Raw genomic sequence first — 26,017 nt, 5'->3', positions numbered from 1 at the left:
CCTGACTCATGACACTTTGGTGGGGTCTGGGTTTTGATGCGGGTTTTTCGTTGATATCGTGTGGTGGTCGGGGTGTGCCGGCACACTAAGGGGCCGGTAGGGTCGGGGTGGTGAGCCCGTTTCTGCGCAAGGTCAAGACCGCCTCGGGGGCGACGGCGGTGCAGATCGCGGTCAAGCAGGGACGCCGGGACAAGGTGATCGAGCACCTGGGTTCAGCCCACACCAAGGCCGAGCTGGCTGCCCTGATGGAGATCGGCCGGCACCGCATCGCCCCGGACCAGTTGACTCTGGACCTGCCCTCCGCATCATCAGCACCACCGGCGGCTTCGACAGACACTGCCGGCGTGGTGGCGGTGGTGGAGTCGGCGCGCTCGGCCCTGTTGTGGGAGGTCCTGCACGGGGCCTACACCCGCCTGGGGCTGGGTGGGGCGGTCGGGGGTGATCGGGCCTTTGAGCAGATGGTTCTGGCTCGTGTGATCGAGCCGTCCTCCAAGGCCCAGGTGCCCCGCGTGCTGGGTGACCTGGGCCTGGAGCCGGTCACCGTGCGGACCTTGTTCCGCTCCCTGGCCCGGGCCCAGGAACGGGGATACCGGGAGGCGATCTCCCAGGCCCTGTTCGAACACGTCACCAGCACCGGGGGCCTGACCCTGTGCCTGTACGACGTCACCACCCTGTACTTCGAGACCGAGAGGGAGGACGACCTGCGCAAGGTCGGTTACTCCAAGGAGAGGCGGGTCGACCCCCAGGTCATCGTCGGCCTGCTGGTCGACCGCGGCGGTTTCCCCCTCCAGGTCGGGTGCTGGGAGGGCAACCGGGCCGAGACCACCACGATCATCCCCATGGTGGAGGCCTTCCAGGCCGCCCACGGTATTGAGGAGCTCGTCATCGTGGCTGATGCCGGCATGCTCTCGGCGGCCAACCTCAAGTCCCTGGACGAGGCGCACCTGCGGTTCATCGTCGGGGCCCGCACCACCCGGGCCCCGGGGGACCTTGAGGCGCACTTCCACTGGAAGGGTGACGCGTTCACTGATGGGCAGCTGATTGACACCATCACCCCCAGGAGAGGCTCCAGGAGCGAGCGGGACAAGAGCCTCAGGGCTGAGCCGGTGTGGGACCCGGTCACCCATCCGGGGTCGTGGCGGGCGGTGTGGGCCCACTCCAAGAAGCGCGCGGCCCGGGACAACCGGACCCTGGACGCCCAGGCCAACCGGGCCCGGGCCGTCGTCGCCGGCCAGCGACGTCCTAAGGGCACGCGCTTCGTCACCACCCACAAAGGAGACCAGGTCCTCGATGAGGCGTCCCTGGCCAGAGCCCGCTCCCTGGTGGGACTCAAGGGCTACGTCACCAATATTCCGTCTCGCTTGATGGACGCCGCCGAGGTCGTCTCCTCGTATCACGAGCTGTGGCACGTCGAGGCGTCCTTCCGCATGAGCAAGCACGACCTGTCAGCCCGACCCGTCTTCCACCACACCCGCGACGCCATCGAAGCCCACCTGACCGTCGTCATGGCCGCCCTAGCCGTAGCCCGCCACCTCCAGGACGCCACCGGCATGACCATCAAACGCATCATCCGCACCCTCAAACCCCTCCAGGAGATCACCATCAACCTCAACGGCCACCACCTCACCGCCGCCCCACGTCTGACCGACGCCGCCAACGACATCCTCACCGCCCTGAACACACCACACCCGGCACACTAAGCGTCATGAGTCAGGTCGGAGCCCCGCAGGCGCCGGGGCTGACGGGCGGCGTCGCCGGGGGCGCCGCGCCTCGGCCCGCCCGCGCCGTCGGCCCGCGCCGCCCTCACAGGCCGCCGAGGAACTGGGCGAAGAAGATCTTGGCGATCATGGCCACGGGGTAGACCATGGCGTAGCCCAGCGCGACGCGCGGATCGGAGCCGGTGCGCTCATTGGCGAAGGCGAGGACGGCCGGCTGGGTCTGGACGCCGCCGACGAGGCCGGACAGGCGCGTGCCGCCCATTCCGACGATCCAGCGCATGGAGGCGTAGGTGCCCAGTCCCACCACGGTGGTGATGACGAATCCGGTCACCAGGATCCTCCACCAGTCGCCCCCGGCGAAGGCGTCGGCGATCTGCCCGCCCGCCTTCGTGCCCGCCTGGGCGAGGAAGACGAGCAGGCCGAACTCGCCCAGGACGGCGGTGGCCGTGAAGGGCAGCGCCGTGACGAAGCCCTTGATCCGCCCGATCTTGCCGAAGACGAGGCCCACCAGGAGCGTGCCGGCCGCCGAGCCGATGGAGAAGGTCGCCCCGGTGGGGGTGAGGAACTTCCATTCGCCGATGACGATGCCCAGGGCCATGCCCACGCCCAGGGCGATCGGGTTGATGGAGGACAGGCCCCGGGCCGAGTCGCCGAAGAACTTGGAGATCTCCGCCATGCGCCCGGTCGGGGCGACGACGCGCACGCGGTCGCCCTCCTGGAGGACCAGGTCGGGCGTGCCCACCATGTCGACGTCGCCGCGCCGCACGCGCGAGATCGTCGCCCCGAACTTGGCGTCCACGCCGAGCTCGGCGACGGTGCGCCCGGCGAGCTTGGGGTCGGAGACGGTGATGCGGCGGAAGTCGAGGTAGCGGCGATCCTCCAGGAGGGAGTGGGAGGAGCCGTGGCCGAGGGCCTCGATGACCTGCTTGACGGCCTCCTGGGTGCCCACGACGGTCACCAGGTCGTCCCGGTTGATCCGGTCCTCGTTGCGCGGGCGCGTGATCGGCCCGGTCTCGCCCCGGCGCAGGCGGGAGAACTTCAGCTCGCCGGAGATGCGCTCGGCGATGTCGCCGATCATGGGGGAGTCCTTGCGCTCGACCCGGATCGTGCGGTTGATGAGCGGGGAGGGCGCGTCCTTGTCCGCGCGGCGGTAGCGCAGGGCCATGAGGCAGAAGAACAGCATCCCGGTGACGCCGTAGAGGTAGGCCACCGCGTAGCCGACGGTGGCGATGGCGGGCCCCTCCTCGTTGCTGGCCAGCACCGCCGCGTTGCCGGCGGCGGCCAGCGACGGCGTGTTCGTGGTGGCCCCCGCGAAGGTCCCCGCGATGAGGGCCGGGTCCATTCCCAGGGCGCGGCCCACGCCCACGCCCGCCCCGGCCGCCGCGAGGAAGATCAGGAGCATGAGGGCCAGGGGCCCGCCGGCGGTGCGGATGACGTGGAAGAAATTGGGGCCGGACTGGACTCCGATGGCGAAGGTGAAGATGGCCAGTCCGAGGGTGCCCAGGGGCACGGGCACATCGACGGCCACGCCCTCCGAGGCCCCCCACGCGGCGAGCGCGATCCCGGCGAAGAGCACGGCGGCGGCGCCCAGGCTCACCCCCTTGACCTTGACGTGGCCCACGCCCATGCCCAATCCGATGAGGAGGAACAGGACGAGAACGGGGTTCTGGGAGAAATGGTGCAGGAGTCCGGTGACCACGGTGGCGCGCCAGCCTTTCCTTCGCTGCTCCGCTGTGCGCAGCGACGTCTGTGTCGGGGGAACTGGGGAGGATTGTGCCATCTTCCGGCGGGTCGGTGTCGGACTTCGGGCCGGGCCGCCCCGGGGACCGGCCCGATCCGGGGACCGGCCGGCCCCGCCATGACGCGGGGAGGCGCCGTCGTCCGAGTCCGTGATTCCATGATGTGAGACGAGTGGGTTCCGATATGACTACCCGGGGTCGAGCGCCTACCGTTGCCGCTATCCGGTCATCAGGACGACCGGATCAGGCGTTGAGCCCGTACGGGGAGGAGGGCAGGCGAATGGGACGAAGCGGCGGAACCGCGGCCGAGGACCGCCAGACGATGACAGGTGCTCAGGCGCTGGTACGCGCCCTGGAGGACGCCGGGGTCACGGACATCTTCGGCATGCCGGGCGGGGCCATCCTGCCCTTCTACGACCCGCTCCTGTCGAGCTCGAGGATCCGGCACATCCTGGTGCGCCACGAGCAGGGCGCCGGTCACGCGGCCGAGGGCTACGCCCTGGCCACCGGCCGCGTCGGCGTGTGCGTGGCGACCTCCGGGCCCGGGGCCACCAACCTCATCACCGCCATCGCCGACGCGCACATGGACTCGGTGCCCATGGTCGCCATCACCGGTCAGGTCGGGGCCCCCTCGATCGGCACCGACGCCTTCCAGGAGGCGGACATCATCGGGGCGACCATGCCCTTCGTCAAGCACTCCTTCCTGGTGACCTCGCCCGAGGAGATCCCCGCGCGCGTCGCCGAGGCCTTCCACCTGGCGGCCACCGGCCGCCCCGGGCCCGTCCTCATCGACGTGACCAAGGACGCCCAGGTCGGCATGACCGCATACCGGCGCCCCTCGCGCCTGGACCTGCCCGGCTACGCGCTGCCCGGACGGCCCAACCGGCGCCGGATCGAGCAGGCGGCCGAGGTCATCGCCTCCGCCGAGCGCCCCGTGTTCTACCTGGGCGGGGGCCTGGCCCGGGCCGGCGTGCCGACCCGCGAGCTGCTCGAGCTCGTCGACGTCGTGGGCGCCCCCTTCACCACCACGCTCACCGCCCTGGACGTCCTGCCCACGGACCACCCGCTCCACCTGGGCATGCCGGGGATGCACGGCACCGTCGCCGCCGTCGGGGCGCTCCAGCGCGCCGACGTCGTCATCGCCCTCGGCACCCGCTTCGACGACCGCGTCACCGGCAGGCCGGACACCTTCGCCCGGCACGCCGCCGTCGTCCACGTCGACATCGACCCGGCGGAGATCTCCAAGATCCGCACCGCCGACGTGCCCATCGTCGGCGACCTGGCCGACGTCGTCCCCGCCCTGAGCGCGGCCTGCCGCGCCCAGTTCGCCGCCGAGCCGCGCGCCGATACCGACCAGTGGCTCACGGAGGTCGCCCACATGCGGGCCACCTACCCCACCACCTGGACCGACACCGACGACGGCCTCCTCCAGCCGCAGGAGGTCATCACCCACCTGGACGCCCACGCCCCCGAGGACACCATCTGGGTCACCGGCGTCGGCCAGCACCAGATGTGGGCCGCCCACTACCTGCACTTCACCCGCCCCCGCTCCTGGATGACCTCCGCCGGGGCCGGCACCATGGGCTACGGCGTCCCCGCCGCCATGGGGGCCAAGGTCGGCGCGCCCGACCGCCCCGTATGGCTCATCGACGGCGACGGCTGCTTCCAGATGACCAATCAGGAGCTGGCCACCGCGACCCTCAACGAGATCCCCATCAAGATCGCGATCATCAACAACTCCTCCCTGGGCATGGTCCGCCAGTGGCAGACCCTGTTCTACGGGCAGCGCTACTCCAACACCGACCTGCACACCGGCGCCGGAACGGCGCGCATCCCCGACTTCGTCAAGCTGGCCGAGGCCTGCGGCGCCGTCGGCATCCGCTGCGAGCGCCTGGAGGACGTCGACGACGTCATCGCCCGGGCCAACGCCATCAACGACCGACCCGTCGTCATCGACTTCATCGTCTCGGCGGACGCCCAGGTGTGGCCCATGGTGGCCGCGGGCGTGTCCAATGACGAGATCCAGCACGCCCAGGGCATGAGCCCGGCGTGGGAAGAGGAGTGAGACCGTGAGCGAGAAGCACACGCTGTCCGTCCTGGTGGAGAACAAGCCCGGCGTGCTCACGCGCGTGTCGGCCCTGTTCACCCGACGCGGCTTCAACATCCACTCCCTGGCCGTGGGCCCCACCGAGCACGAGGACGTCTCGCGCATCACGGTGATCGCCGACGCCGAGGGACTGGCGATGGAGCAGGTGACCAAGCAGCTCAACAAGCTGGTCAACGTGCTCAAGATCGTCGAGCTCGACCCGGCCACCTCCGTGGGCCGCGAGCTCTACCTCATCAAGGTCCGCGCCGACGACGCCAACCGCACCGCGGTGCTGCAGATCGTCGACCTCTTCCGCGCCCACGTCGTGGACGTCTCGCCGACGTCGGTGGTCATCGAGACCGTCGGCTCGGAGTCCAAGGTCAAGGCGCTGCTGGGCGCCCTCCAGCCCTACGGGGTCAAGGAGATCGTCCAGTCCGGCGCCGTGGCCATCACGCGCGGACCGCGATCCATGACCGATCAACTCAAGGAGAAGTGAAGCACCACCATGGCAGCTGAGAAGTTCTACGACGACGACGCGGACCTGTCCGTCATCCAGTCCAAGAGGGTCGCGGTCATCGGCTACGGCTCGCAGGGCCACGCCCACGCCCTCAACCTGCGCGACTCGGGCGTGGAGGTCGTCGTCGGCCTGCGCGAGGGCTCGTCCTCGGTGGCCAAGGCCGAGGAGGCCGGGCTGACCGTCAAGCCGATCGCCGAGGCGGTCGCCTGGGCCGACGTCGTGACCATCCTCGCCCCCGACCAGGTCCAGGCCGCCCTGTACACCGAGCAGATCGAGCCCAACCTCAAGGACGGCGCCGCGCTGCTCTTCGCCCACGGCTTCAACATCCACTTCGGCTACATCGAGCCCGCCGCCGGCCACGACGTCATCATGGTCGCCCCCAAGGGCCCCGGCCACACCGTGCGCCGCGAGTTCGAGGCCGGCCGCGGCGTGCCCGTGCTCGTGTGCGTCGAGCGGGACGCCTCCGGCAATGCCTGGCCGCTGGTCCTGTCCTACGCCAAGGCCATCGGCGGCACGCGCGCCGGCGCCATCAAGACCACCTTCCGCGAGGAGACCGAGACCGACCTGTTCGGCGAGCAGACCGTCCTGTGCGGCGGCGTCTCCAAGCTCATCCAGTACGGCTTCGAGACCCTGGTCGAGGCCGGCTACCAGCCCGAGATGGCCTACTTCGAGGTCTGCCACGAGATGAAGCTCATCGTCGACCTCATCAACGAGGGCGGCATCTCCAAGCAGCGCTGGTCCTGCTCCGACACCGCCGAGTACGGCGACTACGTCTCCGGCCCGCGCGTCATCACCCCCGACGTCAAGGAGCACATGAAGGAGGTCCTGGCCGACATCCAGGACGGCTCCTTCGCCAAGCGCTTCATGGACGACCAGGCCGCCGGCGCGCCGGAGTTCAAGAAGCTGCGCGCCCAGGGCGAGGCCCACCCGATCGAGAAGACCGGCCGGCAGGTGCGCTCCATGTTCGCCTGGCGCGCCGACGTCGACAAGGACTACACCGAGGGCTCCGTGGCCCGCTGATCGGGCGGCGGCGCCGGCCGGCGATGCTGACTGATGACGCCGGCACTGACGGCGGCGCAGATTGGCAGCGCTGTCAACGGTGCCGACTGGTGGCCGGCAGCGTCGGCGCTGACGGCGCGACGGTTGCGGACGGGCGGGTCCGCGCACTGCTCAGGCGGGGCGCGGACCCGCCCGCCGTCGTCCTCCCCTCGGGGCCGGACGGGGCGGGCGGTGCTCGACCGCGAGAAGATCCGGTCGGATAGTCTTGAGCGGGAGACCGACGTCGAGGAGGAGGGGAGAGACCCGTGCTCACGCGCTTCGAGGTGTCGGGCTTCAAGAACCTGAGGGACGTCGTCGTCGACTTCGGGCCCTTCACCTGCATCGCCGGGCCCAACGGCGCGGGGAAGTCGAACCTCTTCGATGCGATCCAACTGCTCTCCGCCCTCTCCCGCACGTCGTTCTCGAGGGCCTTCGGCGAGATCCGAGCGGGCGGCGGTCAGCGCGGAACGGTCCGCTCCATGCTGTCCCCCCGGGTGCTGGCCGGCGAGGAGAATCTGAGGCTCGCGGCGGAGCTCATCGTCCCCGGGACGACGGAGATTGCGCACCGCAATGTTCGGCTGCACAATACATTCCTGCGCTACGAGATCGAGCTGTCCGTCGATGACTCGGACGGAGTCGCCCCGCGCCTCGGCGTCGTGCGGGAGTCCCTCGCGCCCCTGAGAATGGAGTCGCTGCCCGAACCCATGCGGGCCGTCTGCGCCGACTACGTGATTGAGTGGGATTGGAATGATATAAGTGATATATTCGTGACATATCCTCTACGACGCTGCGAAAAAGGTGTTCCCACCATCTACGTCCGCGATACCGCATTCGACGAGGAAAGAGGTCCCTACGACTTCATGGACTCCGTCGAGGTCGACGGGATGGAGGCGACCGCGTTGAGCATGGCGGACCTGTTCGTTCCGCCCGAGGTGCGCGCGGTGCGCTGGGAGATGGCCTCGTGGCGGTTCTTGTCCCTCGAGCCGAGCGCCATGCGCGCCGCGGACAGCGTCGACGAGGTCGGTCCGATCTCGGCCACCGGCGCGCACGTCCCCGCCTTCCTCCATCGGCAGGAGCAGCGCACCGGGAGCGCGGTCTGCGACGAGGTCCGCCGGGCCGTGTCCGCCCTGGTCGATATCCGGAGTCTGCGGGTCGTCCCCAATGGCGACTTCCTGGAGCTGCGGGCCCGGCTGGGGGAGGGCCCCGAGTTGCCGGCGCGCTCGCTGTCGGACGGGACGCTGCGCTTCCTCACCCTGGCGGCACTGGGAGTATCCGATGATATCGGGCTCATCGCCCTGGAGGAGCCGGAGAACGGCATTCACCCGGCGAAGATCGAGGCGATGCTCGAGCTGCTGCGCTCGTTGTCCCAGCCGGAAGAACCGGAGAAACCGGAGGAGAAGAACTATTCTGATCCGTGGTCCCGGCTGGAGTCGACTGATTCGACCGAGCCGATTGATCCGATCGGGCCGAAGAGCGGACGTCTGCGCCAGGTGCTCGTCAACACCCACTCCCCGTACCTCGTCGAGGAGGTGCTGCGGCGAGCCCCGGATGACGTCTTGTGCGCGGTCCTGTGGACGCGTCAGGACCCCGACGGGCGGCGCAGCTCCTCGGCCTCCTTCCATCCGCTGGCGGGCACCTGGCGGGTGCAGCGGTGGAAGGAGCGGGGCGGGCCGCGCGCCATGGCGCCGGTGTCCCGATCCCGGCTCGTCGATTATCTGCGCGACCCGGCCGCCGAGGACACGGGGGATGACGCGTGAGCGGCTACTGGCAGTGCGCCCTCGTGTGCGAGGGAAGATCGGACGAGCCCCTGGCGGAGACGCTGCAAAGTCTTATGCTCGCCTGTCGTCCGGGCGATGATATTGCAGTCGAGGTATACCGCCCCGAGAAGGCCAAGGATCGTAGTGTCGCCGCGAAACTGGCGGCCATTGCCGCTGATGATGTATACGATCTCATCTTCGTGCATCGTGATGCGGATAATGTCGGGTGGGAGGCTCGTGCTGAGGAGATCCGTTCAGCCGGGGAGAAGCGCGCGGTGCCGGTGATCCCGGTGCGCATGACGGAGACCTGGGCGCTCGCCCATCTCTGGGCGGAGGAGGAGTGTCGCAAATGGCTGGCCGACAATGCGAGTGTCGGGCGTTTGCGGGCCCTGGAGGAGATGAGCGATCCCAAGGAGGTGCTCCGCCGTTGGGCAAGTCGTGACAGAACCTCTCTTCTCGCCGGGGATGACTGGGGCAGGTTCCGTTCCGAGGCGATCCGGAGGATCGATGTCGAGAAACATGTCGCCGAGCTGGACGCTTGGAGGAGGCTGCGCGAGTGCCTCGAGGCCGCCATGATCAGGTGCAGGCCCCACCTGGCCGGGGAGTCGGCGGACTGACCCGGGGCGCGGGGCCCGCTCGGGGTGAGCCGGTCGCGTCGCAGAGCCGTTCCCGGGATGGCGGCCGGCCCCTACATCGGGCGGAGCCGGCCAGGACGTCTCATCCCGACCGCGGGCCACTCCGGCCCCCGCTGTCGCAGTCCGAGCACGCTGGCGGGGCGGAAAAGGTGGCCGGCGCGTACTTTTAACGCCTCAGTTCCGCGATCGTCCATCGCAGAAGAGCGCAATGACGCCGTTTCTCGGATGCGCGACGTCGCGCGGCGACCTTAAAAGTACGCGCCGGCCACCTTTTCGCGGGCGGATCCCCTGGTGCGGCGGCAGTCCTCGAACTGATCACCGCCATGGCGCGCGACACCGGCGAGTTCCCCGGTGCGGTGAAGGCTCCCGCGGGACTGCCTCGTGACGACCCCGGGCGGCCTCGCCAAGGCCGATGTTCCGAAGGTCGAGGGGCTCTTCAGCGGCCCCGGGATCGCAGCGCGGGCGGGAGGGCGTGGCGGAGTCCGGGTCCTCAGCCGCGGCCCACTCGGGCGGCGCTCCGACGGCGCTCGCGGCCGGGGCGCCCCGGGTCCGCGAGATCGCCGGATAACCGCCGAGATCGTCACTTAACCCGCGAGCACGTCTGCTAGAGTGACGTGCTCGCGGGTTAAGTGACGATCTCGCGGAGCCGGGGCCCGGGCATCCGGGAGCCGGAGGCGGCGGCGGGGTCGAGGAAGGTCGCGTGGAGCCGGGCCGAGTCGGAACGGGGGGTCGGGGCCGAGTCCGCAGCGACGCCGAACTCGACGCGCACCGGGACCGGACCCGTGCGTGCGGGACCCGGCTTGCGTAATGCGAGCCCGGTGCAACGGAATCCACCCCACCTCGCGCCGTGCGAGCCCAGCGCGACGCAATCCATCTGCGCTCGATTCTTGCGAGCCCGCCTCGCACAATGCGACCTGAGGTGACATCACCAAAACGACTCCCCCCGGGGCGCGGTCGCCGGGACTTCGGGTGCAGGCCCTACCCGGCCGGGGAGTCGGCGGACCGATCCTCCTCGCGGGGCCCGCTCGGGGCGAGCCGGTCGCGCCGCAGGCGGACCCGCACGGCCAGCAGGGCCATGGCCACTCCCATGAGCCCCACGAGGAGGGCGGCGCCCCGGCCGGGCCCCGTCCCCACGACGGCCCCGACGCCGGTGGACAGGGGGCCTCCCGGCCTCAGGAGGGGTTGGAGGACGCGGTCGACGAGGACACCCGCGCACAGGTAGGCCACCAGGTAGCCCATCTGGGTGATCAGGCTGATCGTCCCCCAGGTCCGGGCCTGACGGGCGTTGTCCACCTCGCCGCGCACCAGGACCTCGGCCCCGGCCTGGGACAGGGGCAGGCTCGCGAAGGTGAGGAAGCCGCAGGCGCTCACCCACCAGGCGCCCGGCCCCAGCGGCACCAGGACCATGGCGGCGCCGGTGCCCGCCAACCCCGCTGCCAGCAGCGTCGTCGGCCGGGCATTCTTCATGATGGTCACCAGACTCGCCCCGACGAGCATCCCGGTGGCGGCGATCGTTTCGATCGCGCCCATGGCGGCCGTGCTCACCATGGGCATGAGGATCGGCTTGATGAGCACCTGGAGAACCCCGATGGCCAGGGTCGCCACGGTCATGAGGGCGACGAGGAGGCGCAGGCCCGGGTGGGAGGCGATGGTCCGCCACCCCGCCATGAGGCCGCCGCCGGAACCGGCCTGCTCCGCGGCCCCCCGCTCCTCCTGTGCGGGCGCCGCCTGGGCGTTGCGCGCACCCGGACTCCGGGCGCCGGCCGTCCTCAGGGCTCGGCGCACCGTCGCGGTGCAGGCCACGGTGACCAGGCACGTGGAGGCGTCGATGACGACCAGGCCCCGCACGCCGATGAGCGGCATGAGCAGGCCCGCGAGCGCCGGCGCCAGGAGGTACTTCGCCGCGGAGGCCAGTTGGAGCAGGCCGGAGGCCCTGACGTAATCCTCCCGGGGGACCAGGTCGGTGACGCTGGCCCGCAGCGCCGGCTCGGTCAGGGCCGCCAGGCAGGACGAGACGACGGCCCCCGCGCACACCTGCGCCAGGCGGGGCCGGGGCGAGGACAGGGCCAGCAGGATGATGGACAGGCCGAGGACCGAGCCGGCGTCGCCGATGATCATCATGAGGCGGCGGTCGTAGCGGTCGGCCAGGGCCCCGGCGGCGGGCGCCAGCAGGACTATCGGGGCGAAGGAGCTGAGCTGGACGGCGGCCGCGGAGGAGGCCGTGCCGTGGGTGGCGAGCATGACCACGGCCAGGCCGAAGGCCGTCAGGCCCGTGCCGAGGGAGTTGATGAAGGAGCCCAGGACGAGCAGGCCGACGTGCCTCATGGCCGCTCCGTCCGGGGTCCGGCGGCGCTCGGCGGGTGGTGTCCGACGGCGGCGGCGACCGCCTCGGGGGTCGTTGCGCGGTGCGCGGCGTCGGGGTCGTGCACGACGGCGTCGGGGGCCGTCTCGCGGGGCCCGACGGCGGGGCGGTGGTTGTGCGGCATGGGTCCTCCCGGAAGTGGTCGGCGCCCATACTAACCGACCGTCGGTCGAGAGGCTAATGGGCGGCCCGCGCCGGAACGGGCCGCGCCCGCGCCGGATGGTCACTATGCGAGCCGCGCGTCTCGCATGGTGGCCGCGCCCGTAGGGTGGGGCCATGACGCAGACCATTGAGCTCGCAGTGATCCCGGGTGACGGCATCGGCAAGGAGGTCGTGCCCGAGGGCCTGAAGGTCCTGGCCGCCGCCCTGGAGGGGACCGGCGTCGAGGTCGCCACCACCGACTTCGACCTCGGCGCCGACCGCTGGCACCGCACCGGCGAGACCCTCACCGATGCCGACCTGGAGGCCATCAAGGGCCACGACGCCATCCTCCTGGGCGCCGTCGGCGACCCCTCCGTCCCCTCCGGCGTCCTGGAGCGCGGCCTGCTGCTGCGCCTGCGCTTCGCCCTGGACCACTACGTCAACCTGCGCCCGGCCACGTACTACCCGGGCTCGCCCACGCCCCTGGCCGATCCGGGCGAGATCGACTTCGTGGTCGTGCGCGAGGGCACCGAGGGCCTGTACTGCGGCAACGGGGGAGTGGTGCGCGCGGGCACGCCCCACGAGATCGCCACCGAGGTGAGCGTCAACACCGCCTACGGGGTCGAGCGCGTCGTGCGCTACGCCTTCGAGCGGGCCCGCGCCCGCCGGGGCCGCCTCACGCTGGTCCACAAGCACAATGTGCTCGTCAACGCCGGCCACCTGTGGCGGCGCACCGTCGAGGCCGTGGGCGCGCAGTACCCCGACGTCGCCGTCGACTACAACCACGTCGACGCCGCCGCCATCTACATGGTCACCGACCCGGGCCGCTTCGACGTCATCGTCACCGACAACCTCTTCGGCGACATCCTCACCGACGAGGCCGGCGCCGTCACCGGCGGCATCGGGCTGGCCGCCTCGGGCAACATCAACCCGGACGGCGCCCTCCCCTCCATGTTCGAGCCCGTCCACGGCTCCGCCCCCGACATCGCCGGGCGGGGCGAGGCGGACCCGACCGCCACCATCGGCGCCGTGGCCATGCTGCTGGAGCACCTCGGCCGGGCCGGCGACGCCGCCCGGGTGCGCGCCGCCGTGAGGGCCGACATGGCGGCCCGGGCCGAGGCGAACGGGGCCGGGGCGCCCCTGGTGCGCTCCACGAGCGAGATCGGCGACGCGATCGCGGCCGCCCTGCGGCGCTGACGGGCGGGACCGCGGCGGTGCGGGGGACCGGCGTCCCGGCGGCGCCGGGCGGCGTGCGGCTGACGGCGGGGCTGCACGACGGCGGGGCGCCGGACCGGGTCGGCATGCGGTCATCGCCGACCGGCCACTGATCGCGGCGGTAGGGTGGGCCCATGTCCACGACTCCGGCCGCCGCGCCCGCACCCGGCCCCGTTCCCACGCCCCTCGCCCGCGCCGCCGCAGTCCCGGTCCCGCCCGCCGACTCCCTGGCCGGCCGCTTCCCCCTGACCCCCAACCCGAGCGCCGCCGACGACGCCGCCCGCGCCCGGGCGCTGAGGGACCTCCACTTCGGCTCCGTCTTCACCGACCACATGGCCCACGCCCGCTGGACGCGCGACGGGGGCTGGGGCGAGCGCGGCATCATCCCCTTCGGCGACCTGAGCCTGTCCCCGGCCGCCGCCGTTCTGCACTACGGGCAGGAGATCTTCGAGGGCATCAAGGCCTACCGCCACGACGACGGCGGCGTGTGGACCTTCCGCCCCCGCTACAACGCGGCCCGGCTGGCCGCCTCGGCCCGCCGCCTGGCCCTGCCCGAGCTGCCCGAGGAGGACTTCATCGCCTCCCTGGTCGACCTCGTGCGCGCCGACGAGGCCTGGGTGCCCGACGGCGAGGGCCAGTCGCTCTACCTGCGCCCCTACGCCTTCGCCTCGGAGGCCTTCCTGGGGGTGCACGCCGCCGGCGCCGTCGAGTACTACGTCATCGCCTCCCCCTGCGGCGCCTACTTCCCCCACGGCCTGCAGCCCATCAGCATCTGGGTCACCCGGGAGTACCACCGCGCCGGGCGCGGCGGCACGGGCGCGGCCAAGACGGGCGGCAACTACGCCTCCTCGCTCCTGCCCCAGCAGGAGGCCGCCGCGCAGGGCTGCGAGCAGGTCTGCTTCCTCGACGACGTGACCCAGGCCAATCTCGAGGAGCTCGGCGGCATGAACATCATGGTCGTGGGCGCCGACGGCACCGTGCGCACCCCGCGCCTGACGGGCACGATCCTGGAGGGCTCGACCCGCAGCGCCATCATCACGCTCCTGGCCGACGCCGGGCGCGAGGTCGTGGAGGACACGATCAGCCTGGAGGGCCTGCTGTCCGACATCGCCTCCGGGGCGGTCACCGAGGTCTTCGCCTGCGGCACCGCCGCCGTCGTCGTGCCGCTGGGCCGGCTCAAGGGCGAGGGCTTCGACGTGAGCATCGACGGGAGCGAGGTCACCCGCCACATCCACGACCGCCTCACCTCCATTCAGTACGGGCGCGCCGAGGACCCCCACGGGTGGATGTACCGCCTCGCATGAGGTGTGATCCTCGACGCCGGGTCCCGGGCGCGATGGGTGCCGGGCCCGGAGCTGTGGTCCTATAAGCCCATGAGCGACAGCACCCCGAGTCCGAGCGCCGTCTCCGCGCCGACCCCCGAGGAGCCGGCGGCGTCGGCCGCCTCCGCCGACGAGGGGAGGGTGGCCGCGCCGCGCCGGCGGAGGCGCGCGTGGAGGATCGGGCTCGTCTCGGTCCTGGCCGTGGTCCTGGTACTCGTGCTGGGGGTGGGGGCCCTGGGCCTGTGGCTGCGCCACTCGCTGGGCTCGAAGATCGAGACGATCGACGACCCCTTCTCGGCGATCTCGACGCGCGCCCCCCAGCAGTCCGTGGGCGCGAACCAGAAGCCGGCGACCAATATCCTCGTGCTGGGCTCGGACTCGCGCATCAGCGCCGGCGACCCCTCCCAGTGGGAGGCCGGTGCCCAGCGCACCGACGCGATCATGATCGTCCAGGTCAGCGGCGACCGCCAGGAGGTCTCCGTCGTGTCGATTCCGCGCGACACCTGGGTGGAGGTGCCCGGCTACGGCCAGGCCAAGATCAACGCCGCCTACTCCTACGGCGGCCCCAGCCTGACCATCCAGACCGTCGAGCAGCTCACCGGCGTGCACATCGACCACTTCGTCATCGCCGACTTCGAGTCCTTCGAGGCCCTGACCGATGAGATCGGCGGCGTCGTCATCAATCTCAAGACCCCCCAGACCCTGGCGGACACGCAGTTCCCGGCCGGCGCCCAGCGACTGAACGGCGCCCAGGCGCTGGCCTACACGCGCGAGCGCAAGAGCCTGCCGGGCGGGGACTTCGACCGCATCAACCGCCAGCAGTCCTGGATGCGGGCCATCGTCTCGCAGGTCCTGCACGGCGGGATCCTGACCGACCCGACCAGGCTCTACGGCTTCCTGTCCGCCGTCGTGCGGACCATGGCGGTGGACGAGGGCTTCACCATCGACGAGATGCAGTCCCTGGCGATCGATCTGCGCGGCCTGCGCTCGCGCAACATCAATTTCCTCACCATTCCCACGGCCGGGACGGGCACGAGCGAGGACGGCCAGTCCATCGTCGTGCGCGACGAGGCCGCCGACACGCCGCTGTACGGGGCCCTCGCCACCGACACGGTCCAGGAGTATCTTGAGGCCCATCCCGACGCCGTTCCGCGCCTGCCCGGCACGGCGAACTGACGACCCTGAGGAGAAGACCCAGCCCCCTCCGCACGGAAAGGGATACGCTACAGGACTATCCGCGACCCGATGATCAGGAGGCCCGAGTGACCCTGTTCAGCGGCCCTGTTCTGCGCGTAGATCACGGGTCCGGGGCTCCCGCTCCTGATCTTCATCGCAATGACGAGCATCGGGGCCGCCAGGACGACGGGCGCGGGGCGGCGGTCGCGGCCCCGGGCGGCCGACTCCCCGGGGCCGCGCCGTTTTTGTGACACACTGACGCCGTCATCGAGGTCCGCGACGAACCGGAGGGCAGATGCGCGCCGCCACTACACCAGCCGCACGGCCGTCGGCGGGCGCGCCGACGGTGAGCGTCTACGACACCACCCTGCGCGACGGCGCCCAGCAGCAGTCCGTGTCCTTCACCGTCGCCGACAAGCTCGCCGTCGCGCGCCTACTCGACGGGCTCGGGGTGGCCTACATCGAGGGCGGCTGGCCCGGGGCGGTGCCCAAGGACACCGAGTTCTTCGCCCGCGCCCGCGACGAGCTCGACCTGACCGCCTCCAGGCTCGCGGCCTTCGGCTCGACCTGCCGGGTCGGAGCGGCGGCCGAGCACGACGAGCAGGTCCGCGCCCTGATCGACAGCGGCGCCCCGGTGGTCACGATCGTGGCCAAGTCCGACCCCCTCCACGTCGAGCGGGCCCTGCGCACCACGGCCGCCGAGAACCTGCGGATGGTGCGAGACACGGTCGGCCTGCTCGTGGCCGCCGGCCGCGAGACCATGGTGGACCTGGAGCACTTCTTCGACGGGCTGAGCCGCGACCCGCGCTACGGCATCGAGGTCGCCCTCGCCGCCGCGCGGGCCGGGGCCGGGGCCGTCGTCGCCTGCGACACCAACGGCGGAACCCTGCCCGGCGCCGTCGCCGCGGCCGTCGCCCGCCTGCGCCGCGCGCTCGACGAGGCCGGCCGCCCCGAGTGCGTCGTCGGCATCCACACCCACGACGACGCCGGACTGGCCGTGGCCGGGGCCCTGGCCGCCGTCGAGGCCGGGGCCCGGCAGGTCCAGGGCTGCGTCAACGGCTTCGGGGAGCGCACCGGCAACGCCAATATCCTCACCCTCATCGCCGATCTCGAGCTCAAGACCGGGTGGAGCGCCCTGCCCGGGGACGGGCCCGAGCGCGCCCGCCGCCTGGCGGAGCTGAGCGCCGTCTCGCGCACGGTGGGGGAGATCGCCGACCGTGCGCCGTCGGGGCGCCTGCCCTACGTGGGTACCCGGGCCTTCGCCCACAAGGCGGGGCTGCACGCCTCGGCGATCAGGGTCGATCCCGACCTCTACCAGCACGTGGACCCGGCCCGCGTGGGCAACACCATGACCATGCTCGTCTCGGAGATGGCCGGGCGGGCCTCCATCGAGCTCAAGGCCCGCGAGCTGGGCATCGACACCGGCGGCGACGCCGCGCTGCTGGCCCGCGTGACCGAGGCGGTCAAGGCGCGCGAGGCCCTCGGCTACGCCTACGACGCCGCCGACGGCAGCTTCGAGCTCCTCCTGCGCGCCGCCCTGGGGGAGCTGCCCGAGTACTTCCGGGTGGAGTCCTGGCGCGCCTCCATCCAGGCCCGGCCCCTGCCCGGGGAGCGGCTCCTGCCCCTGGGAGGGGACACGCCGACCGACTCCGAGGCGACCGTGCGCCTGTGGGTCGGGGGGCGGCGCCGGGCGGTGCTCGGGGAGGGCAACGGGCCGGTCAACGCCCTCGACCACGCCCTGTGCGAGGCCCTGGCGCAGACCTACCCGGAGATCCGGGCCTTCGAGCTGACCGACTTCAAGGTCCGCATTCTCGACGCCGAGCGGGGCACCCGCTCCATCGTGCGGGTCCTCATCGAGATCACCGACGGCGAGCGCAGCTGGTCCACCGTCGGCGTGGGCACCGACATCATCGAGGCGAGCTGGGAGGCCCTGACCGACGGGCACGTCGTGGGCCTGATCAAGGCGGGCGTCGCCCCGCGCTGAGGTCCGGCGCCGGGTCCGCTCCCGGGGGAGGGGCCCGACGCCGGCGGCCTCACACGCGCCGGTTGTGGCCCGGGCCGAAGTAGACGTCGTCGAGCGTGGCGGTCAGCAGGGCGCGCTCGCGCAGGATGTCGATGATCTGGCCGTACAGGTGGGTGACGGTGGGGAAGTTGGCGTGGCCGATGACGATGTGCTGGGCCAGCAGCCACTTCTGGGCCTCGCCGAGCAGGACGTCCTCGGTCAGCAGGCCCGAGTCGCCGAAGGAGCCGTACCACATGGTGGGGGTCGTGTAGCCCAGCTTCGCGCACACCGAGTCCGTCCACTCGCCGCGGTAGCCGTAGGGCGGGCGGACGAAGGGGGCGCCGGTGACCCCGTAGGTGCTGTTGAGGAAGGACTCGCAGCCGCCGACCTCGGAGATGATCCCCGCCTCGTCCAGCTCGGTCAGCCCCGCGTGCGTGACGGTGTGGTTGCCCAGCTGCACCTGCCCGGACTCCACCAGCGGCGCCATCTTGTCCTTGCAGTCCGTCCAGCCGGGGTAGGAGGAGGTGACGAAGAAGGTCAGGCGCACCCCGGAGTCCTTGGCGAAGTCCAGGTAGGCGTCGACGACGGAGGAGTCGGCGCCGTCGTCGACGGTGATCGCCACCGTATTGCCCACGGCCTCGGGCAGCTCGGTGATGACGCCGTCGAGCTCCTGGGGGCCGGGCAGCGGCGGGGGGCCGTCCTGCAGCCACAGGGGCCCGTGCGAGGGCGTCGGGCTCGGCGCGGGCGTGGGCGTGGGCGAGGACGTCGGGGGCTCGGAGGGCGCCGCGGGCGCGGAGGGGGACGACGCCGAGGACGGCGCCGCGTCGTCGGTCAGCGAGCAGGCGCCGGTGGCGGAGGCCGTGGCGGCGGCCAGCATGAGCAGGAATTCGCGGCGTTGCACGGGGATTCACCTTTCATCGAGGCATACGGGAAGCGGGGTTGGACGAAGCATGTCACATGCGAGCGCGTCGCTCGTCCTCCTCGCGGAGGAGGGCGAGCGCGAGTCGCGGCCCGACGGCGATCGCCCCCGGGGCGTCCGACGGAGATCACTTCCGGGGAGCCCGGCGGCGATCGTCCCGGGACGTCAATCGGAGTTGACTTCCTGTCGGTGGTCAATTAAAGTTGACCTCATGGATGTCGAACCTCTGACGGCGATGGTGGAGCGGGCGGCCGCCGACGGCCCCCTGACCGGCCTCGAGGCGACGGTGCGGGTGCGCGCCGAGCTGGAGCGCCTGGAGGCGGTGCTCGTGCGCCGGGCCCGCAACCGGGGCGCCACCTGGGCGCAGATCGCCGCGGCCCTGGGGGTGTCCAAGCAGGCCGTCCACAAGAAGTACGCCGGCCGCGGGCTGCTCCGCGGCCGCGGGTAGCGCGTGGCGGGAGGCGGTCCATGAGCGACAACGCGACGACGCGCGCGGCCCTGGCGCTGGCGGTCGGGGCGAACCTGCCCGTGCTGCTGTGGGGCGCGCCGGGAACGGGGAAGACCTCCGCGGTCCTCGCGCTCGCAGCACGGCTGGACCTGCCGGTGGAGACGGTCATCGGCTCCATCCGCGAGCCCAGCGACTTCTCGGGCCTGCCCGTCATCCGCGACGAGGAGACCCGGTTCGCCCCGCCGCGCTGGGCCCGGCGGCTCGCCGCGGCCGGGACGGGACTGCTCTTCCTGGACGAGCTGACCACGGCGCCGCCGGCGGTGCAGGCCGCCATGCTCCGGGTGGTGCTCGAGCGCGCCGTCGGCGACCTCGCCCTGCCCCGGGAGATCAGGATCGTCGCCGCCGCGAACCCGCCGGGCATCGCCGCCGACGGCTGGGAGCTGTCGGCGCCCCTGGCCAACCGGCTCGTGCACCTGGACTGGCGCATCGCCGCCGCCGACGTGGCCGAGGGCTTCACCCGCGGCTTCACCGCCGACGACGCCCCGGTGCGCGCCCCCGGGCCGGACCGCATCGCCGCGGCGACGGCCCGGATCGGGGCGTTCCTGCGCGTGCGCCCCGAGCTGGTGCTGGCCGTGCCCGACTCGCCCGAGCGGGCAGGCCGTGCCTGGCCCAGCCCGCGGACCTGGCAGATGGCGGCGCGCGCCCTCGCCGCCGCCGACGCCAACGACGCCGACGAGGCGGTCAGGGCCGCACTGATCATGGGCGCGGTCGGCGAGGCCGCGGGCCTGGAGGCCCTGTCCTGGCTGCGCACCCTCGACCTGCCCGACCCCCGCGAGCTGCTGGACGACCCCGCGGCGCCGCTGCCGCGCAGGCCCGACCACCTGCACGCGCTGCTGGGCGCGGTCGTCGCCCACGTCATCGCCGACGGGAGCGCCCCCGCGTGGGAGCGGGCCTGGACCCTCATCGCCCGGGTCGCCCGCACGACGCCGGACGTGGCCGCCGCCTCGGCGCGCGACCTCGCCGCCGCCAGGCCGCCGGGCGCGCGCCTGCCCGCGGCCATGACCGAGCTCGCCCCCGTCCTGCGCTCGGCGGGACTCATGCCATGACCGCCCCGACCCCCGCGGGCCCCGACCCCGACGCGGAGCGCGCCCCGGCGGCCGCCCCCGACCGCGCCGAGCAGGTGCTGGCCCGCTTCGGGTGGGCCCGGCTGTGGGCGGCCGCCCGGGCGCCCTACCTGGTCCGCGCGCTGTTCGCGCTCCAACCGGTCCTCGTCGAGGCGCACCTGGACGAGGACACCGGCGAACCCGTCGCAGACCCGGCCCTCCGGGCCTTCCCGACCGACACCCGGTGGCGCGTCCACCTCGACCCCGGCACGGCCCTGGCCACCCCGGTGGCCGAGATCGGCTGGTGGATGCTGCACCACATCGGCCACCTCGTCCGCCACCACGCGGAGCGCGCCCCGGCCCCGCCCGAAAGCCCGACGTCGCCCGCCGCAAGTCGGGCCGCCCGCCCGCGGGGAGCGGCGCCCGCCGCGGGCGGGCGGCAGGCGGCGCGCCCGTGGAACCGGGCCGCGGACGCCGAGGTCAACGACGACCTGGAGTCCATGGGGCTCACCACGCCCGCCGGAGTCGTCTCGCCCCGCGGCCTGGGGCTTCCCCCCGGACGGCTGGCCGAGGAGTACCTGTCCCTCATCGAGGTCCTCGACGCCGCGCACCGCAGGGGCGGGCGCCCGCTCGCCGACCCCATCGACTGCGGCGGCGCCGTCGACGGGATCGACGACGCGCCGCCCGGCGCGGGAGGGCCCGCCCCCGGACTCGACGACACCGAGCGCGACCTGCTCGAGCTCGCCGTCGCCCGCGAGATCGAGACCCGCTCGATCCGGCGCGCCACCGTCCCCGGCGGGTGGCGGCGCTGGGCGGACCGGCGGCTGCGCCCCGCCGTCGACTGGCGCGCCGAGCTCGGGGCCCTCCTGCGACGCGGGGTGCGGCGGGCGGCGGGCCGGGTGGACTTCACCTACGCCCGCCCCTCGCGCCGGACGGCCGGCGACGGGATCGTCATGCCCGCGATGGTCGGCCCGGACCCCGACGTCGCGCTCGTCGTCGACACCTCCGGCTCCATCACCCCGGCCATTCTCACCGGCTTCCTGACCGAGATCACGGAGATCCTCGCCCGCGCCGCCGGACCGCGGCGCCGCCTGCGCGTCATCTGCTGCGACCGGCGCGCCCACGGCATCCAGACCGTCCGCCGCGTCGAGGACATCGAACTGGTCGGCGGGGGCGGCACCGACCAGCGCGAGGGCATGAGCGCCGCGCTGGCCCTGCGCCCCCGCCCCGACCTCATCCTCGTCCTGACCGACGGGCAGACCCCCTGGCCCGATCGGCGCCCGCCCGTGCCCGTGGTCATCGGCCTGGTCGAACCCGGCCCGGGCCTGCGGGCCCAGGCCCCGCCGCCCGCGTGGGCGCGCACCATCCCCCTGCCGGCGGGCCCGCCGTCCGCCGGCGCCGTCACCAGGAGCAGGACATGACCGTCGTCCACGACGAGCCCGACCCGGGGCCCGAGCCCCTCCACGAGTGGACCGCCGCCGGATTCGACGTCGGGCGGGCGCGCCGCTGGATCGGCGCCGGCTTCCGGCTGGACGCGGCGCTGCGCTGGCGCGACGGAGGCGTCCACGCCCCCGCCGACGCCTCCGCCTGGCGCGCGGCGGGAGTGAGCCCGCACACCGTGCCGCCCATGCTGCGCGCCGGAATGACGCCCCGCGACGCCGTGCAGTGGCACGAGCTCGGCTACAGCCGCGCCGAGGCCGCCGACCGGCACCTCGCCGGGGAGCGGCCCCGCCCCCGCAGATGGTGGCGGACCCTGCTGGGCCGTCGGGCCCGCCGCCCCGACGCCCTGGCCGACGACGAGGCCGAGGCCATGCGCGAGCTGCTCGGCGCCGGCATCCGCGCCGCCACCGCCCGCGCCTACCTCGACGCGGGATGGCGCTGCGGCGAGGAGGCGGCCTCCTGGGCCGCGACCGGGATCGACCCCGCCGGCGCCGCCGCCTGGCGCGCCATCGGCCTGCGGCCCGCGGAGGCGGCCGCGCTCGCGGCGGGCGGGGTCGATGCCTTCGACGTCCTGCGGCGGTGGTGGGACGCGGGCGTCCCGCGCGATGATGTGGCCTCCTGGCTCGTCGCAGGCTTCGCCCCCGACGAGGCCCTGCGGGCCCGGGCGGACGGCGCGACGGCCGAGCGGGCGGCCGTGCTCAGGGCGCTCGGCGGGGGGATCGGGCCCGCGAGCGCGAGTCCCGGAACTCCCGGATCGCCCGGATGTAGCCGCGCGGGTCGTCGCGGTGGATGACGTGGTTGGCCTTGAAGCGCCGGACCCGGGTGCGCGGCGCCAGCTCCAGGACGTGGGCGACGTCGTCGTCGTCGAGGGCGCCGACCAGGCCGTAGGGCTCGATCCGCAGCCAATTCGCGTGCATGAGCAGGATCGGGGCCCGGGCGGCGCGCAGGGCCTCGGCGTGCGAGAAGTCGCCGTACATGCGTCCGTCGACGAAGGCGCGGGCGAAGTCGGGGTCGAACATGGACAGGGAGCGGAAGAACTCCCTGAAGGCCGTAGGGGCCCACCACGCCTGGAAGCCCGAGGGCTCTCCGGGGTGGCGGCGCTCCCAGCGCCGCACTCCGGGGTCGATGATGCGGTCGATGACCCAGTCGGGCAATCGCTTGGCGCGCCTGGGCGAGATGGGGAGCTCTTGGCCGCGGAAGTAGTCGGCCAGGCGGCGGTCGGGGGCCTGGAGCACCTCCACCGCGTGGACGAGGCCGTTGTAGACGAAGCGGTCGCGGTCCCGGAAGCGGGGCCACTCGACGGAGAAGACGGGGGCGTCCTCCAGGACGATGGCGCTGACGGCCTCCGGGTGGCGCGCCGCGAGCCACAGGGCGAAGATGCCGCCGGAGGAATTGCCCGCGACGAGGGCCGGGCCCTCCAGCGTCGCGGCCAGGAGGGCGGCGAGGTGGGCTCCGACGGCGTCCCAGGTGTAGCGCCCCGGCGTCCAGCTGGAGGCCCCGTGCCCGGTGACGTCCACGGCCAGGACCTCGAAGTCGCGGCTGAGTTCGGCGGCGATGCGGGCGTAGGTCAGCCACGTGCCCATCTGGGCGGGGATGAGGAGGAGGGGCTCGCCGTGGGCGGGCCCTCGGACGTAGCTGAGGGTCACGTCGTCGGCGACCCGGGCGAGGTGCTGTGCGAAGCCCCTTTTCGCGAGCGCCGGCGGGAGCGGGTCGTATCGTCCCTCGAAGGGGTTGTCCAACATGATGGGACTGTCCCACGAATTGTTCGCGCCCCGCAAGTCCCGATAGACTCCCTCCATGGGAGACGCCCGCGACGATCGAGGCCTTCCGCCCCCGCTGGCGGACAGCACCGCGTACCTGCTCACGCGCGCCCTCCGCGTCTCCGCGCGCCTGGCCCACGACGAGTTCGGCCGGGAGCCGCTGCGCTTCGCGCACTACGCGACCCTGTGCTGGGTGGAGCACCTCGGCCCCTGCTCCCAGATCGAGCTCGCCACCGCCATGGGGATCGACCCGAGCGACCTGGTGACGGTCCTCCAGGCGCTCGAGGCCGAGGGGGCGCTGCGCCGGAGCGTCGATGCGGCGGACCGCAGGCGCAGGATCCTGGACGTCACGGACGACGGCCGTCGGTGGCTGCGGCGCCGCCACGAGCGGGCGCGACGCTACGACGAGGCGCTCTGCGCCGGCACGCAGGACGGGGGAGCGGCCCTGCGCGCCCAGCTTGAGCTCATCGCCCGCCCGGCGGGTGCGCCGGCCGCGCCCGAGGGCCGGTGACGGCCGGGCCGGGCGCTGATGCCGACGGTCCAGGGGGAGAACCCGCCGATGCGCCGGTGCCGATCGAGTCGTCTGACCGACCGGGGCGCGGAGCAGGAGTCGGCGCCGTCGAGTGGACTCCGGGTGATAGCGCGGTTGGGAGGCCGGTTTGCCCGTCGGCATCCTGGCCATTGCGCGTGGGGTGGCTGACGGGGCTTGAACCCGCGACCTCTTGGACCACACCCAAGCGCTCTGCCTGCTGAGCTACAGCCACCAAGCCGGTACTTTATCGGCTTCGCGGCGGTCGGGCCAACCCGTGCGCCGTGCACTGCGTCACGCGCCGGACGGCCCCGCGCCGGCGCCGGGACCGGGACGCCCTCCGGCGCCGGCGCGCGGCGGAATCGGCCTGCGGCCTGCGTCCTCGTCGGGCCCCGCCTGCGGGTCCGAGCGCCCGGTTCCCGGGAGGAGGGCACCCGTGGGGTGGGCGGCGATCTCCTCCGCCGCGGCCCGGCACTCCTCCGACGTCGGCCCCTCCCCGGCGGGGAAGAGCACGGCCCGGTAGTAGCGCAGCTCGTCGATGGACTCCAGGATGTCGGCCAGGGCGCGGTGCCCGCCGCGCTTGTCCGGGGACTGGAAGTAGGCGCGCGGGTACCAGCGCTTGGCCAGCTCTTTGAGGGAGGACACGTCCACGATCCGGTAGTGCAGGTGGTCGATGAGCTCGGGCATGTCCCGGGCGAGGAAGGCCTTGTCGGTGCCCACCGAGTTGCCCGCCAGCTGGGCGACGCCGGGGTCGGGCACGAGGGATCGCACGTGGTCCAGGACGGCCTTCTGGGCCTGCGGCATGGACAGGCCGTCGGCGAGCTCGTCGAGCAGCCCCGAGGCGGTGTGCATCTCGCGCACGAAGTCGCTCATGCGCTCCAGCGCCGCCGCCGGCGGCCTGATGAGCACGTCGACGCCCTCGCCCAGCGGGCGCAGCTCGTAGTCGGTGACCACGACGGCGACCTCGATGAGCGCGTCGGCGCTCAGGTCCAGGCCGGTCATCTCGCAGTCGATCCACACCAGGGGGTCGGAGGTCGTCATCTGCTTGCTCACGGGCGGGAGTCTATCCCCGGGCGCCGCGGGCGCGGCGCGAGGGGGCGCCCGGCCGTTCCCGGCGGGGGCCGCGGGCGGCCCGGCGCGGGGGCGGTCTTAGCGCCGTCCGCGGCGGCTCAGGCCGATGAAGCACACCAGCAGGCACGTCGCGCCCAGGATCATGAGCAGGGCCAGGTCCCACAGCCACTGCCCGGTGGTGTGGGCCCACAGCGCGTCCTCGCGGTAGGGGACGATCTTGTTCATGTCGAGCGTCGAGGCGGCCAGCGCGTAGCCCCAGCGGGCCGGCATGAACCAGGACAGCTGCTCGAAGATCTTGCGCCCGGCCACCGGGATGACGCCGCCGGCCAGCACGAGCTGGCCCATGATCGTGACCACCAGCACCGGCATGACCTGCTCGGAGGAGGACACGTAGGCGGACACGGCCAGGCCCAGCAGACCGCAGGTGAAGGCCGTCGCCCAGCAGCAGAAGGTCAGCTCCAGGGCCGGATCGCCCAGCAGCACCGCGTCCGTCGGCCCGTCGTTGAGGGTCAGGGCCACCCCCACCATGAGGCTGGACTGCACGGTCACCAGCACCGCCAGCACAATGGTCTTGGCCATCAGGTAGGACCCGCTGCGCAGCCCCACCGCCTTCTCCCGCAGGAAGATGTCGCGCTCGTCGACCAGCTCGCGGATGGTCGCCGACATTCCGGCGAAGGCCGCGCCGGTGACGAGGATGATGAGCAGGGTGAGCGCCTGCGTGGAGTACGTCGGGTGGGGATTCTCCGGCGTGGGCTTCCAGTCGGGCATGGCGTAGTCGGGGAGGGAGAAGCCCCACTTGCCCTCGATGGCCTTGGTGAGCACGCCCATGATGAGGGGCAGCACGAGCATGAAGATCAGGTTGGGCGGATTGGCCAGGATGAGCCTGAAGTGCCGGCGCACGAGAGTCGACACCTGCCGCACCCCCGACTGCTGGGGCTTGCGGTTCTGGTCCAGGTCCGCCGTCGAGGAGCGCACCTTCTGCCCGCCCGAGCGGCGCGTGCTCGGCACGGTGTGCTCCAGGACCTGGCGCAGCTCGGCG

Annotated in this window: 20 protein-coding genes, 1 tRNA gene and 2 pseudogenes; 15 read left to right on the top strand and 8 right to left on the bottom strand. The window is 72.8% G+C overall.

All coding sequences use genetic code 11. From position 1 onward, the window contains the following. Positions 1 to 110: 110 nt before the first annotated feature. Positions 111 to 1,700, top strand: a complete 1,590-nt coding sequence (locus G446_RS0104900; RefSeq protein WP_026409255.1) for an IS1634 family transposase — start codon at positions 111 to 113, stop codon at positions 1,698 to 1,700. 103 nt (positions 1,701 to 1,803) lie between these two features. Here the strand turns inward: G446_RS0104900 and G446_RS0104895 are convergent, their stop codons facing one another. Further along, entirely contained in the window at positions 1,804 to 3,417 is a 1,614-nt protein-coding gene (locus G446_RS0104895; RefSeq protein ID WP_026409303.1) for an aspartate:alanine exchanger family transporter, read from the bottom strand. Positions 3,418 to 3,737: 320 nt separating this feature from the next. Between G446_RS0104895 and G446_RS0104890 the strand changes: the two genes are divergently transcribed. The 5 genes from G446_RS0104890 (at position 3,738) to G446_RS0104870 (ending at position 9,472) form a co-directional block, all read left to right on the top strand. After that, positions 3,738 to 5,522 (top strand): acetolactate synthase large subunit, encoded by a 1,785-nt coding sequence (locus tag G446_RS0104890; RefSeq protein ID WP_026409302.1) that lies wholly within the window; start codon positions 3,738 to 3,740, stop codon positions 5,520 to 5,522. Between the two features lie 4 nt (positions 5,523 to 5,526). Continuing rightward, on the top strand, positions 5,527 to 6,039 hold the full coding sequence (gene ilvN / locus G446_RS0104885) for an acetolactate synthase small subunit (RefSeq protein ID WP_026409301.1): 513 nt from the start codon (positions 5,527 to 5,529) through the stop codon (positions 6,037 to 6,039). A 9-nt stretch (positions 6,040 to 6,048) separates the two neighbouring features. Continuing rightward, on the top strand, positions 6,049 to 7,080 hold the full coding sequence (gene ilvC / locus G446_RS0104880) for a ketol-acid reductoisomerase (RefSeq protein ID WP_026409300.1): 1,032 nt from the start codon (positions 6,049 to 6,051) through the stop codon (positions 7,078 to 7,080). Positions 7,081 to 7,364: 284 nt separating this feature from the next. Then, entirely contained in the window at positions 7,365 to 8,855 is a 1,491-nt protein-coding gene (locus G446_RS0104875) for an AAA family ATPase (RefSeq protein WP_026409299.1), read from the top strand. Then, positions 8,852 to 9,472 carry a hypothetical protein gene (locus tag G446_RS0104870; protein ID WP_026409298.1) on the top strand — a complete coding sequence of 207 codons (621 nt, stop codon included), beginning with the start codon at positions 8,852 to 8,854 and terminating at the stop codon, positions 9,470 to 9,472. The genes G446_RS0104875 and G446_RS0104870 overlap by 4 nt, the downstream gene beginning before the upstream one ends. Positions 9,473 to 10,468: 996 nt before the next feature. Here G446_RS0104870 and G446_RS16045 read toward each other — a convergent pair. After that, a complete protein-coding gene (locus tag G446_RS16045; RefSeq protein ID WP_051285663.1) occupies positions 10,469 to 11,815 on the bottom strand; it encodes an MFS transporter in 1,347 nt (448 codons plus the stop codon). Next, positions 11,812 to 11,976, bottom strand: coding sequence for a hypothetical protein (locus G446_RS19795; protein WP_156916523.1), 165 nt, complete (start codon positions 11,974 to 11,976; stop codon positions 11,812 to 11,814). Before G446_RS19795 ends, G446_RS16045 begins: the two co-directional genes overlap by 4 nt. Before the next feature lie 152 nt (positions 11,977 to 12,128). Between G446_RS19795 and G446_RS0104850 the strand changes: the two genes are divergently transcribed. The 4 genes from G446_RS0104850 (at position 12,129) to cimA (ending at position 17,690) form a co-directional block, all read left to right on the top strand. Next, on the top strand, positions 12,129 to 13,190 hold the full coding sequence (locus tag G446_RS0104850; protein ID WP_026409297.1) for a 3-isopropylmalate dehydrogenase: 1,062 nt from the start codon (positions 12,129 to 12,131) through the stop codon (positions 13,188 to 13,190). 152 nt (positions 13,191 to 13,342) lie between these two features. Then, positions 13,343 to 14,512, top strand: coding sequence for a branched-chain amino acid aminotransferase (locus tag G446_RS0104845; protein ID WP_026409296.1), 1,170 nt, complete (start codon positions 13,343 to 13,345; stop codon positions 14,510 to 14,512). 69 nt (positions 14,513 to 14,581) lie between these two features. After that, a complete protein-coding gene (locus tag G446_RS0104840; protein WP_026409295.1) occupies positions 14,582 to 15,706 on the top strand; it encodes an LCP family protein in 1,125 nt (374 codons plus the stop codon). Positions 15,707 to 16,001: 295 nt separating this feature from the next. Continuing rightward, on the top strand, positions 16,002 to 17,690 hold the full coding sequence (cimA, locus tag G446_RS0104830) for a citramalate synthase (protein ID WP_051285662.1): 1,689 nt from the start codon (positions 16,002 to 16,004) through the stop codon (positions 17,688 to 17,690). 49 nt (positions 17,691 to 17,739) lie between these two features. Here the strand turns inward: cimA and G446_RS0104825 are convergent, their stop codons facing one another. Then, positions 17,740 to 18,609, bottom strand: a complete 870-nt coding sequence (locus G446_RS0104825; RefSeq protein WP_026409292.1) for a polysaccharide deacetylase family protein — start codon at positions 18,607 to 18,609, stop codon at positions 17,740 to 17,742. A gap of 229 nt (positions 18,610 to 18,838) precedes the next feature. Here G446_RS0104825 and G446_RS0104820 point away from each other — a divergent pair, with 229 nt between their 5' ends. Genes G446_RS0104820 through G446_RS16035 form a run of 4 tightly spaced genes read left to right on the top strand, consistent with a single transcriptional unit; the run spans position 18,839 to position 22,411 of the window. Next, complete coding sequence (locus G446_RS0104820) at positions 18,839 to 19,075, top strand: helix-turn-helix domain-containing protein (protein WP_026409291.1); 237 nt, start codon at positions 18,839 to 18,841, stop codon at positions 19,073 to 19,075. A 20-nt stretch (positions 19,076 to 19,095) separates the two neighbouring features. Beyond that, positions 19,096 to 20,181, top strand: a complete 1,086-nt coding sequence (locus tag G446_RS0104815) for an AAA family ATPase (RefSeq protein ID WP_026409290.1) — start codon at positions 19,096 to 19,098, stop codon at positions 20,179 to 20,181. After that, complete coding sequence (locus G446_RS16040) at positions 20,178 to 21,599, top strand: vWA domain-containing protein (RefSeq protein ID WP_051285661.1); 1,422 nt, start codon at positions 20,178 to 20,180, stop codon at positions 21,597 to 21,599. The genes G446_RS0104815 and G446_RS16040 overlap by 4 nt, the downstream gene beginning before the upstream one ends. After that, positions 21,596 to 22,411 (top strand): hypothetical protein, encoded by an 816-nt coding sequence (locus tag G446_RS16035; RefSeq protein WP_051285660.1) that lies wholly within the window; start codon positions 21,596 to 21,598, stop codon positions 22,409 to 22,411. Before G446_RS16040 ends, G446_RS16035 begins: the two co-directional genes overlap by 4 nt. Here G446_RS16035 and G446_RS16030 read toward each other — a convergent pair. Beyond that, entirely contained in the window at positions 22,317 to 23,360 is a 1,044-nt protein-coding gene (locus G446_RS16030) for an alpha/beta fold hydrolase (protein ID WP_051285659.1), read from the bottom strand. The genes G446_RS16035 and G446_RS16030 overlap by 95 nt on opposite strands. A 55-nt stretch (positions 23,361 to 23,415) precedes the next feature. Here G446_RS16030 and G446_RS18630 point away from each other — a divergent pair, with 55 nt between their 5' ends. Next, positions 23,416 to 23,889, top strand: a complete 474-nt coding sequence (locus G446_RS18630; RefSeq protein ID WP_051285658.1) for a MarR family winged helix-turn-helix transcriptional regulator — start codon at positions 23,416 to 23,418, stop codon at positions 23,887 to 23,889. 177 nt (positions 23,890 to 24,066) lie between these two features. Here the strand turns inward: G446_RS18630 and G446_RS0104790 are convergent. The 3 genes and pseudogenes from G446_RS0104790 to G446_RS21500 form a co-directional block, all read right to left on the bottom strand. Further along, positions 24,067 to 24,142, bottom strand: a tRNA-His gene (locus G446_RS0104790). A 200-nt stretch (positions 24,143 to 24,342) separates the two neighbouring features. Continuing rightward, positions 24,343 to 24,948, bottom strand: a pseudogene (gene orn, locus G446_RS16020) (oligoribonuclease); the annotation flags it as partial. Between the two features lie 108 nt (positions 24,949 to 25,056). After that, positions 25,057 to 25,884, bottom strand: a pseudogene (locus G446_RS21500) (ABC transporter permease); the annotation flags it as partial. Positions 25,885 to 26,017: the final 133 nt, after the last annotated feature.

Source organism: Actinomyces dentalis DSM 19115 (assembly GCF_000429225.1).
GTDB classification, from domain to species: domain Bacteria; phylum Actinomycetota; class Actinomycetes; order Actinomycetales; family Actinomycetaceae; genus Actinomyces; species Actinomyces dentalis.
This window is presented reverse-complemented; position numbering and strand designations above follow the sequence as displayed.